The sequence below is a fragment of the Mycolicibacterium agri genome (assembly GCF_002553505.1).
Classification (GTDB): domain Bacteria; phylum Actinomycetota; class Actinomycetes; order Mycobacteriales; family Mycobacteriaceae; genus Mycobacterium; species Mycobacterium agri.
In genome coordinates, this window is record NZ_PDCP01000132.1 from 1 (window position 1) to 10,959 (window position 10,959).

The window sequence follows — 10,959 nt, forward strand, 5'->3', positions numbered from 1 at the left end:
ACAACCGCACCGGCGAGTCGGGCGGACGGGGCCAAAACAGACCGTCCTACCGGGGCCAAATCAACCTGTCACAGCCAGTGAGATCATCGCCGTCCGCGAAAGCGGCCTCTTCAGCAGTGATCGCACCACTGTTAGCGGTGTCGTCCAGCGAGGGATATTCGATGTCACCGCCGCGCTCGGTGGTGAACACATCGACCTCATTGGCCAAGCCGCCGAACGCCTTTTGAACCTCGACCAGCTTTTGACGGAAGCCTGGGCTGACCAGATAGCCACCTTCGGAGTCGGTGCCGACCTGCTGAGCGCGAAGCTCGGTGATGTCCGAGTTGGCCTGGCCGGTGCGAAGATACGCCTCGAAAGCGCGGTCCAGCGTGTCGTCCTGCTTGGCGGTTGCGACGTTGACTGCGGCGGCAATGCTGGCGTTGGGTGCCTCGTAGGCGGTCTGACGCTTGCGGATTTCCTCGCTGCGCTGGGTAGCCTTAAGCTCGGCTTCCAGCGTCTCGTAGCGCTCTGCCTCTTCGTCGGTGAAGTTGCGACCCTCGGCGGCGTCAACGATGGAACGCTGCTCGGTGAGGATGTCTTCAATGGTCTTCAAAATTACTACTGTCCTTTCGGAAGGTTGACGCGGGCACGCGCCCGAATCAGTTGGGTACGGCCATCAGTGGCCGGAAGGGGGATGTCCGCAAGCGAACGCAATTGGACTGATGTGGCGCTGTAGGCGGGCGCAGTAACCGGGGAGACCTCGACCAGGCGGGCCACGCTGGTGTGTGTGCGAAGCTCCCGACCATCGGGCGTTCTGCCCCAATCCTCTTGGCCGGCAATGAAGCCGAAGCTCATGCCGCTGAGGTCACCACGGCGCACCAGCTCGCGCAGGTCATGGCCGTAGCTGGTGTCCGGAATGTGCAGATCGAAGTGCAGGCCTGTGCTGTCGGTGCGCAGACGCAGCGTGCCAGACGATTGGCGCGCCAGCAGCATGGAGCTGTCGTGCTGATAGTAGGCGCGAACGTCGTTGGCCGGATCAGCCAGTGCGGCGTCGAACGCAGTTGGTGCCAAGGTTTCTAAGTAGCTGCCGAAGTCGGCGTAGGCACCGAACACGGCGGCGTAACCGCTGAGAGTGTTGCCGCTGATCTCGGATCTCAGTTCAACGCTGAACAGATTCACTGGTCCGCCTTTCCTTGAGTTGTCGCCGAATCAGATCCCACACGTCGGCCTCGTATTGGCCGACTCTCTCAGCAACCCACATGTGCAGGTCCAGCACTTCGGCGGTGACTTTCTCAACCGTCATCGGTGGCCGCCTTTTTCCAAGGGCTTGCGGTTCAGGATGGCCCGTGCCTCGTCCAACGACAGCAGGCCACTAGCAACCTGGTCGATCAGCAACCGGATCTCGGTCTCAGGATCAGGCGATACCAGTGAGCGGAAGTCGAACTCGGCTTTGCGATTGGCCGGCAGCAACCTGGTCAGCCGAGCCTCGACACGCCGTGTCCACGGTTCCAAGGTGTATTTCGCATAGCCCCGGTTCTGTTCACTCAGACCGGCACCGAAGCTGGTCTGCTTCTCGGTCTGGCCCAGGAGGTGTGGAGGGATGCCGAACCACCGCGAGACCTCATCGACGGCGAACGCGCGAGACTCCAAGAACTGTGCGTCAGCAGGATTCACGCTCCACGGGGTGATCTTCAACTTGCGGTTGATCACCGATACGTCGCCTGCGTGGGCCTCCCCTGCGATCTTGCGCGACAGGGCGTCCTTGACCGCTGCGGCCTCTTCCTCGCTGAGCGTGTCCTCAGGCGTGACGATGGCGCTAGACAGGAGACCGTTGGAGAACAACCGTGCCGCACTGCGTTCCGATGCGATGGCCGCGCCGAGGCTGTTCTTCGCAATGGTGATCGGCGAAACGCCGCAGACGCCATCGAGCGAGATGCCGGGGATGTGAACGATTTCGGCGTCGGTGAGCTGCCGAGACTGCCCGCTTTCCAATTGGACGCGGTACAGCTTGCGGCCGTTCCTGACCTCCACTCCGACACACTGCGGCGGTAGCGGTTGCAGGGCCAGCAATTGGCCTGCCCCGCCAAAGACCTTGAGGAAGTAGGCGTTGCCGTGCAGTAGCAGCGACACCATGAGGAATTCGACCCACTCGAATGCCGTCACCCCGTGGGGACCGGCAGGGTCGTCGAGCCATGATGTGGTGCGCTGTGTGGTGCCGTCTGGTTGCGTCACCACTGTGCGCAGGGGTAGGGAGGCGATAGAGCCGCTGATCAGCGAGACACACCTGTAGACGGCTGACAGGCCCATCGCCGTGCGGTCGGAGACGCTGACACCGGCGAGGGAGGGCGTGACGCCGAACAGCGACAGCGCAGCAGGGTCGGCGATGCTGACACTGCGCTCTTCTGGCGGATCGGGCGATCTGAATAAGCGGGTTAGAAGGCTCAAATGGCTTCTCCTAGTTAGAAAACGACAAGTTTGGGTAGCGGCTTGGCCGGATGCTGGGCGCGGTCGTAGCAGAGCGCTAGCGCGATGGCAGCGTCGATGTGGCCGCGGCTCTTGGACTTGGTGAGGCGAAAGCCTGTGTCGGTGTGCGTGGGCATGGCATTGAGAATCTGGCGCTCGAAATCGCCCGCGCCGTCATGAGATATCTCGCTGCGCATGATGGCCTCATAGAGAGCGCCACAAGCGGGCACCATGCGCTCAGGGCTCTGGGGGAACTCCGTCATTGGTAAGCCTTCATCGGCTAGACCCGTTGCCGGTAGCTCGAAATGGCGCGGGTCGAACGCAACCTCTACGAGGTTGTAGGTGCGATCCAATTCCCGTAGATAGGCCATCACACCGGAGACATCTATGGCCCCGTCTTTGCGCGGGTTCCATATCTTGGCCGTGGTGTGAAGAACCCCATCGGGGCGACGCTGACCAATGACTACCGCGGTCGAATCCCTTTTCAGACCAACGTCTACCCCGACCCACGTATCTGCACCGGGCTTAAGGACGTAGCCGGATCGCAGCGCCTGCCACACCTTGCGGCCGTCCACACCCAACCAACAGTTGACACCCTCGACCCACTGCGCCAGTCGGAACAAGCGGAATTCAGATTCGGGCATCATCTCCACGTCGTTGCGTAGCGCGTCGATGCTGAGATACCCCTCGGTGATAGCCGGGTTAGCGAGCAACCAGTTGGATTCCTCGCGATAGTCGCAATCATCAGGTGCCGATAGCTCGGTGTATGAGAACCCGGCCGGTGCCCTGCCCTCTTTGAACACCTGCCGCAGATGCCACAGGGCAGACTTGTCGCGGTCCACGCCGGGCGTGCCGATACCGACCACGAGGGACTGCTCACGCTTGCCGCCGGCAAGTACCATGGCATTCCAGCTCGCGAGAGGCTGGAAACCGATCTCGTCAACAATGGCGCAAGTGGGGTCGAGACCCTGTAGGCCGTCCACATCATGGGCGATGGGATAGCATTCGCCGCCGTTGTAGCCCACCACGATTCGCGCATTAGAGATCGCGGTATACATGATGGCGCGGCGATCGAGCTCGGGCTCTGCCGCCACCATCTTGCACGTCACGTCATACACCGCACGGGCAGCCTGTCCCACCGTCGTCGCCATGATCGGCACCTGAGGCTGCCCGGTCGGGTTCCTGTCGAACACCGCCCACGCCGCGATAGCGGCGAGCAGAGTTGACTTCCCCTGCCCTCGGGGCGCTTGCAAGACGGCCTGCCGCACACCAGGTGCCAGAATCTCCGTAATCCAGTCCCGTTGGAACTGGGCCAGCTTGATCGGCTTGCCAAAACCGACACCCTTTGGGCTTCGGCAATACGTTTCGATGAAGCGGATGGCACGCTCGGCGGGGTCTTTGGTCTTCCAGCGGTACCACGGCGGCTCTGACAGGTCCTTGAATCGCCGCTTAGCGTTGCCGCCATTGTCCATTAAATCCATCAAATCTCATCCAAATCGGCGTCGTCCCAAAGCTCGGCGGCACGGCGGAACATCGCGAACTCGGGGGTGGCACCGTTGTCGTCGCTGGCCGACCGCCCGTATTCGAGAGTGTTGATCTTGGCCGGATCGTCGTCCGAATAAACTTCCCCGATCTTGATGCGGCGATAGCTCAGTCGCTTGTATGGGAGCTTGCGGCCCTTGACCTCGATGCTCCGCCGCGCCTCGCCGGTGTCCATCGGCGTCAAGCTCTGGACCGTGTCGGCCACCAACCTCGGCAGAGATTCCAGCCCTGCGCGGAGGTCGGTGTCCTCGCTCAGCTCGTCAAGTATCTCCTCGGCGGTGATCTTTTCCATGTTTGCTGCTCACTTTGCTGGTCAGTGCATAAAATGCCTTTTTATAAGTGTGCGGAACGGCCCGGGCGTCGAACAGGGCCAACGCTCCCGAACTTTTTGCGCAGGTCAGAGGGGATTTTTACTCGAGCGCACCCTGTTTCCGCAGGTCCCGCCGCAGGGCCGTCGCTGCATGACCATGCACGTCTATGCATAATCATCCGCTGTTAGATGTTCGCTGAAGGGGCTACCTGCGGCCACCTTTGCTTGAGTTGCAGCGCCCGCACGACGGGGCCAGATTTCCCCGCCGATGGTTGGTCGGGTCGCCGTCCGCGTGGTCCCAACTCGTCGCTGGTGCGCCGTTGCACAAGATACGCAGCGTGCACCGGCCTGATGGCCTGCCCGCCGACCGATAGGCAGCGTGGTCGTATGTCGCGTTGCGCCGGCGGCGATGGCAGGGACGGCAACGACTACCGCCCGCCATCGCCATCCTCCCGCACTCGTCGAGACATGGCCGTTGGACCATCATCAGAAGGGCACCATGCCAGCGGCAGCAGTCGCGAAGCTCAAATCGTTTGCGGTCTGCTGGACGTTCTGGCGATTAGGTGCCTGCACAAAATTTTCAATGTGCACGCCGCCGCGGGCCTGCTGCTGGGCCGCCGGATCTTGGCCTTGCTGCTGCCCCTGGTCCTTCTGCTGCCCCTGCTTCTTGTCCTGACCGCCGGCACTGCTTGGGAGCGCAGGGCCGGCACTAGCGACAGCGCCAGCCAAGCGGCCCAACCAACTATCGCCGAGGGATGCGCCGGGACCGCCATCGGGATCGGAGACGGAGAGTGCGTCCATCGCGCCCTGGGCAAGGTGCCCCGCGACCTCGCCGCCGTATTGGATGGTCCTCTGGATCATCTGCATGGCGATCTGTGCCGCAGCGCCGCCGCCTGGGAACATACCCGCAGCAGCACCCGCAGCGGCACCGAGAATGCCGCCACCGCCACCAGCGCTGCTGCCAGACGGCTGCCACCCCGCAGGAGCGGCCGGCTGCTGAGTCGGCGCGTACGACTGCGATTGCGCGGCCATTGGCGCAGCCGCAGGACCAGGGAGCGGTCCGAGGCCTTGACCGGATGCGGGCGAGCCGATAGGCGGTGCCCCTGTTGAGGGTTGACCGACCGCTGGTGCTGGCGTTGGTGCCGTAGGCGCGCCTGGCGCGCCGCCCGGCGGGGCGACGTTAGAGCCCACCGATGGGGTTGCACCGGGTACTGGTGTACCGCCCACAATGGTGACCGGCAACGGGATCGGAATGTCTGGCCCATGCGCAATGGGACCTGCCGGGCCAATCGGCGCGTCGGTCGGTGCGACCGGACCAGCAAGCGGACCAGCGCCCATAGGCCGGTAGTAGTGCGACGTGAATGCCGGGTCAGCGGCACCAGTGCCACCGATGCCGCGGTTGGCCGCAGCAGCGTTGCTACCCCAGTTGAAGGGCGTGCCCCCGGGGAGGGTCGCCTGCATGTGACCGGAGTTGAAGCCCACGCGGAAATCACCGGGGCCGCCAATGCCTGGCACAAAGCCGTGCTCGGTAAGCCATTGGTCGGCGTTGTGTGTCGACATCGACCGGCCAGCTGTCGGACGACCGTCAAGGATGTTCACGAGGTCCTCGACAGCGCTGGAGCAGTCGCCGATACCCTGCGTGAGGTCGGCTATGCCGCTCTGCGAATACTTACCTGCGGGGACGTTGGCCAGCAGCGCCGCGTCACCGGGATAGCCGTATCCGTACGGAACGGCGGCAGTGCTACCTAAAGTGCTGCTACTACTGTCGCTTGCTTGGCTTGCGGCAATGCCTTGCGGGGTGAACTCCGGCCCGAATGCGCCTTGTGCGGCGGCGATTCCGATAAGACCTGAGCCTTCGTTGGGGTTGGCGTCGATGATCTTCTGCAATGTAGCTTGCAGCGGTGCCGTGGCAAGGTTGCCGATGAATCTCACGAGATTGTCTGCGAGACCGGCGATTCCGCGGGAGATACCAAGGTCGCGGTCGAGACCGGCGCCGAGCTTGCTCATAGTTTGGTGGGCCGACTTGGTTGACTCGGTGAACTTCTCGGTGCTCCGCTGCTTGGCTTCGTTTAGCCGCAGCTCGGCTTCGTATTGCTCACGCTCCGCGTTGGCGAGATCGTTTTTCTTGCTTTGGATCTCGGAAGCGGTAGCAGTGTTGGACTTCTCAAGTGCGTTGATGTCAGACTGCAACTGAGCGACCTTCGCGCGAGAGTCGAGTACCGAACCCGCCGCGCCGTAGAGGCTGGCCGAGACCGGGAAGCCCTGCAAGAGAGACATTGGGTCCTGCCCCACGTTAGGAACGACTGGCAGGCCTTCACCGGGACCGCCGCGGCCGGAACCGCGATTCTGGAATTGCTCAGTAAGGTTGGTAACCGGCCCTCCGGTCACTGCACTCGGCGGCGTGACATAACCGATCGAACCGTCTCGGCGCCGGTACGTGCCGGGGCCGGCCGGACCTTGGCCCGGGTGGGCGGCCTCATCAGCGCGTAGCCAACGGTCGGCCGGTGACAATGACTCCCATGGACCGGCCGGTGAACGCGCGGGTAACCCGCCTGTGGGCAGTTGGGTGGGTGCCGGCTGTGCGAACGCCGCATCAATCCGCGCACTATTCAACTTCGCCTGCGCCATCGCCTCGGGTCCGCGGATGAACGCGAACGCATCTGCAATGGCGGTTACAACGGCGGCAACCGGCTTAAGCGCCACGGTGATGAGCGGGATTGCCTTGGCGGCAGCGTTTATCGCCTCCTGCCACGAATAGAACAACGGCGATATTTCGGCTGTTGCCTTCGCGATACCGGGCATGACTTGGGCGATGAGGTCGGCACTCTGCACGATCAACGGCATGACCCGCTCACCAATCGGTGCTAGCGCCATGAACGTGGTAACCACGTCCTGCACCACGGGTCCCATCTGCTTGAGCATGTCGACGCCGGTAGCGATCCACTGCTGCAGGTCGCCAGATCTACTTGCCTCACGGATGAAGTCTGCGAAAGCCTTCGCCGCCTCGGTGGCACCCGCGGCGATCTCAGGCAGGAACGATGAACCTACCGAGGTCAGCTCGGCAAAAGCATCAGTCAGCGGAGCAAACGCCGGCGCCAACTTTTGGAACGCCTGCACGATGTTGTCGACCGCGCTACCGATGGCTGTTTGTGTCTGTGGACTCTGAAGCTGCTGCGCCACACCGTTAAAGGCTTGATTCATCGCCTCGGCAACGCCCGTGGTGAGGCCCTGAATGGTGGGCAAGAACTGGTTGGCCAGTCCCGTTAGCTGCGGTCCGATGTTGGCGAAGAACGCATTTTGCGTCGCGTTCTTTAGCTCATCGAAAGCGGGGACAAGCTCGCGGATACTCGTTGCGGCCTGGCGCGCGTTCGGCGAAAGTTGTTGCAGCGCTTCGGCGAACTTCTCAGGGTCACTCAGGTTCTCGAGCGCGTCCGAGAATCCAACTGTGGCCAGCCTTACCACGCCGAACGCCGAACCGACCGCCGTGAGGACACCGGGCAAAAGTCCGACGGCGCCCGAGGCTGCCGCTGCCACGCCCGCGAGCTGACCGATACCCGCGACAAGGAGGGCCATGCCGGCAGGCCCAGCGACCCGCGAAACGGCCCCGCCAAGACTGGCCACATTCGTCGTCAACGCCGAGACGCCGCCAGCGGCGTTGCGGGCGTCAGCGTCGAAACTGGAATATGCGCCGCGGAGTGTCCTCAATGCGCGGTCATGATCGGCGTGAGCGCGAGTCACTCGCTGGCTGGCACGCACGACGGCGTCGTAATCGGTGCCGCGCATCGCCTGGGCCAAGCGGTCCTGGGAGTCCTTCAGCTTGTCCGTAGCGCGTTGCATGCCGATCGTGGCGGCCTGCACACGCGGCGAGGATTGCGCGATACCGCGGGAGAATTCGTCGCCGAACATGCGACCGCTGTCGCGTCCCATTTGCTGGACTCGCCGATTTATATCGCTGGCGGCGCGGTTGAAATCGATCTTTCGGACGCGAGCGCCGATATCGACGGTTACCTGGGCCAAATTAAACCTTTCGATAAAGTTTTTTAGGGAGGAAGACGCCGCGCCGCCCGCCGACCCGGGAGCGCTTGTGCGCTGCAACCTGGGAGCACTTCGGCGGTGGTCGCCGGGCCAAGGAGAAGATGGAAAACCCGGCGCAAACCTTGCGGCGCGGCGTCATCGCGATGGGGAATGGAGTTAGACCCCACCCCATCGCGGGGGCTCACCGATCAGGAGGAGGTCGGCGAGATTGTTTGCTAGAGAACTAATGTTGCTTTGTGGCTTAACGGAATCGTGCGCAAATGCCGTTTGCTGCCTCTCCAGCAGGATTTTGAGCGCACCAGTGGCCCTCTCGGGCACTACCTACCGCCGATGGCCCGTGGTGCGCGCTCATCGTCTACTGGAGAGGCAATACGGGGTCCTCCAGTCTGGGAACGGGCTGAAGGCAAAGGAGCGGCAGGGAGCCCGCGACGAAGATCCTCGCTTCTGCGTCCTACCGGGGCGTGTTGGACTGGTGAACCGCGCCTTCAGGGAGCCGCTCGACGGCATCGACCAGCGCGTCGGCCACAGCGATCGCGGCGGGCGCGTCGAGGACGATATGAAAGTTTCTCCCCTTCACCGTGCGACTAATCCTTATGAGGCCAGAGGCCGTGAAGTCGACCGCGTACGGCGCACCAACGCGGGCGGGGATCGTCGTCACGCGAGTCTCGCCTTGGCGGGCGTGCATGCGCGGCGGCCGGTCTCGATGGCGGTCATGTGGATGGTGAAGCCGTCGTGGCGGGCGACGAATCCGTGCGCGTCGCGGGTCACCGGGACTGTGGTGGTGCTGCCGTCGTGAGTGACGACGGTAATGCTGATCGGTGTCAACTGTTGGGCTGTTCCTTTGATTCGATGCTGCTGCGCGGGAATCAATCACCGCTGCGGCAGGCTCGCGCATGGGCATTGACTTGATCGGACGAGAACTTCGCATTGCAGTAGGCGCAGGGCGTAGCCCATGGGTCTTTGAGTACGGGACACGTGGGCGCGTGATCCTCCTCGACCGGGAAGAGATTACAGTCCCAGCACTGGTGGGGGTCGCGACTATAGACAGTTGTTGTTGTGCAAAGACGCGGGGCGGGTTCCCCGGTTGGCGTACCAGGTTCGAGCGTAGGCGTGGCATCACCGGCATTGATCGCAACTGGTGCGCCGTGGGTCAGAGGCTGGCGCGTCCCCGAAGGGGCTTGAGCGCCCGACTCTGAACCACCAACAGAATTAGATATACCCGACATCACTTCAGTGTCGGTATCTCTTTTGTTCCTTTTAAGATGGTCCGGATTTCCAGCCATACTATGGTCCGGATTTCCAGCCATATGAGCGTCGTTAGGGGTCTCGGTCACATCGGTCATATGGTCCGGATTTCCGGCCATACGACGGGACCGATGCATGACGTACTCGTGCCGGTAAACGTGACCGGAGTCCTCGTGACGGTACTCGTTCTGTCTCAGCCACCCGGTAGCCGCGAGATTCTTGATCCCGCTACTCACGGCGTCCCTGGTTAGCCCAGTCGCCGCAGCGATCCCGCGCTGATTAACTCCGAAACCGTCGTCAAGCGACAGCAGATAAGCGGCGACACGGAAGCCGTTCGCCGATACGTCCGGATCGCGGACTAACCCATTCGGGAGTCGGGTGTGGTGCTCGCGCTTGATGCGCTCGCCGAGTAACTTAACGGTGGTTGGCTTTTTGTAGCCCATCGATCTCCTCAACCCTTATCGGGTCATCAATATGGTTATTCAAATCACGCACCAGGCTCTCTACCTCGCTGCGTTTAAGCAGAATCCAACTTTTGCCTTGGCGAATCACAATTCCCTGATCGCGGCGTCGCTGAAGTTGATACGCGCTCATTGCTGTATCGACCCCCCGTTTAGTTGTTAGGTATCGAGTCCGGCAAGCCGGCCGAAATGAATGCTTGTCGCCGTGTTCAGCTCCGAGATTTGCGCTTCGATCTGTTCCAGCGTCGGGCTCGGATTACCCGTTGCCTGCAGTGTCAAGCGCGCCAGTACGCGTTGGAAAGTTTGGAAATCGCATCCGCCCCGGTGGTAATCAAAAGCGACGGCTATTGCCTGACTTTCCAGAAACTTCAGGTAGCGGTATTTTTCCATTTCCTCGTCGTTCATACGGTCTTCAACCTTCCGTTTATCGCGAGCGCGCCGGCGAGAATTTCCCGGCCCAAGTCATCGGCGGTATTGGCGTTAATTGGCACCATGAATTCGTCGCCCTCGATTGAGCGGATAGTGAGAAGGACGGCGCGGCCTCCTTGGTCGGAGATGTGCACATCAAATGTTGCGCCGGGTAATTTACGCATTCAATTTTTCACTTTCTTTTCTCATGAGCTTTTTCGACCGCATCTCGACATCCTTGAATAACTTAAATCCGGTTGTTCGGCGAGCATTGTGCGCGCGCAAATTGGCGCGATGGCATTCGCGGCAGGTTCCGTTGGCGAGAAAAGACTCCGGCGCGTCCAGCGCGTGGCCGTTTTTGCAAATTTTCATAATAGGTGTGTTCCCCCTCCTATAAGGGTTTTTTATTTGCTGCACGTCGGGTTCCCCCATGCCGTGCCTGCCGGTCGGCGCCGCATCAGGCGGTCGGTCGCGGTCAGCTCGCGTTCCAAAATAAGCGCTGGGTCGGGTGGGTCG

The 10,959-nt window shown here is 62.1% G+C and carries 13 protein-coding genes; all 13 read right to left on the reverse strand.

The window, feature by feature from the left end:
- Nucleotides 1-46 precede the first annotated feature (46 nt).
- A complete protein-coding gene (locus tag CQY20_RS31915) occupies nt 47-592 on the reverse strand; it encodes a phage major capsid protein (protein WP_097945060.1) in 546 nt (181 codons plus the stop codon).
- Nucleotides 593-597: 5 nt separating this feature from the next.
- Nucleotides 598-1,158, reverse strand: coding sequence for an HK97 family phage prohead protease (locus tag CQY20_RS31920; RefSeq protein ID WP_207767356.1), 561 nt, complete (start codon nt 1,156-1,158; stop codon nt 598-600).
- Entirely contained in the window at nt 1,139-1,282 is a 144-nt protein-coding gene (locus tag CQY20_RS35050) for a hypothetical protein (RefSeq protein ID WP_163700344.1), read from the reverse strand. Before CQY20_RS35050 ends, CQY20_RS31920 begins: the two co-directional genes overlap by 20 nt.
- A complete protein-coding gene (locus tag CQY20_RS31925; RefSeq protein ID WP_097945062.1) occupies nt 1,279-2,424 on the reverse strand; it encodes a phage portal protein in 1,146 nt (381 codons plus the stop codon). Before CQY20_RS31925 ends, CQY20_RS35050 begins: the two co-directional genes overlap by 4 nt.
- Nucleotides 2,425-2,438: 14 nt before the next feature.
- The gene (locus CQY20_RS31930; protein ID WP_097945064.1) at nt 2,439-3,923 is read right to left on the reverse strand and encodes a terminase TerL endonuclease subunit; all 1,485 of its coding nucleotides are present in this window, start codon (nt 3,921-3,923) and stop codon (nt 2,439-2,441) included.
- The gene (locus CQY20_RS31935) at nt 3,923-4,276 is read right to left on the reverse strand and encodes a hypothetical protein (protein WP_097945066.1); all 354 of its coding nucleotides are present in this window, start codon (nt 4,274-4,276) and stop codon (nt 3,923-3,925) included. Before CQY20_RS31935 ends, CQY20_RS31930 begins: the two co-directional genes overlap by 1 nt.
- Before the next feature lie 504 nt (nt 4,277-4,780).
- Entirely contained in the window at nt 4,781-8,389 is a 3,609-nt protein-coding gene (locus CQY20_RS31940; RefSeq protein ID WP_133119189.1) for a hypothetical protein, read from the reverse strand.
- Nucleotides 8,390-8,780: 391 nt separating this feature from the next.
- Entirely contained in the window at nt 8,781-8,987 is a 207-nt protein-coding gene (locus CQY20_RS31945) for a hypothetical protein (protein ID WP_097945070.1), read from the reverse strand.
- Nucleotides 8,984-9,154: a hypothetical protein gene (locus tag CQY20_RS35055; RefSeq protein ID WP_163700347.1), complete on the reverse strand. Its 171-nt coding sequence runs from the start codon at nt 9,152-9,154 to the stop codon at nt 8,984-8,986. Before CQY20_RS35055 ends, CQY20_RS31945 begins: the two co-directional genes overlap by 4 nt.
- Before the next feature lie 834 nt (nt 9,155-9,988).
- Nucleotides 9,989-10,168 carry a hypothetical protein gene (locus CQY20_RS34660; protein WP_133119190.1) on the reverse strand — a complete coding sequence of 60 codons (180 nt, stop codon included), beginning with the start codon at nt 10,166-10,168 and terminating at the stop codon, nt 9,989-9,991.
- Nucleotides 10,169-10,194: 26 nt separating this feature from the next.
- Entirely contained in the window at nt 10,195-10,440 is a 246-nt protein-coding gene (locus CQY20_RS31950; protein ID WP_097945072.1) for a hypothetical protein, read from the reverse strand.
- Nucleotides 10,437-10,628: a hypothetical protein gene (locus CQY20_RS34665; protein WP_133119191.1), complete on the reverse strand. Its 192-nt coding sequence runs from the start codon at nt 10,626-10,628 to the stop codon at nt 10,437-10,439. Before CQY20_RS34665 ends, CQY20_RS31950 begins: the two co-directional genes overlap by 4 nt.
- A partial coding sequence (locus CQY20_RS35275; protein WP_207767357.1) for a hypothetical protein occupies nt 10,621-10,959 on the reverse strand: 339 nt, incomplete at its 5' end. The genes CQY20_RS34665 and CQY20_RS35275, both read right to left, overlap by 8 nt.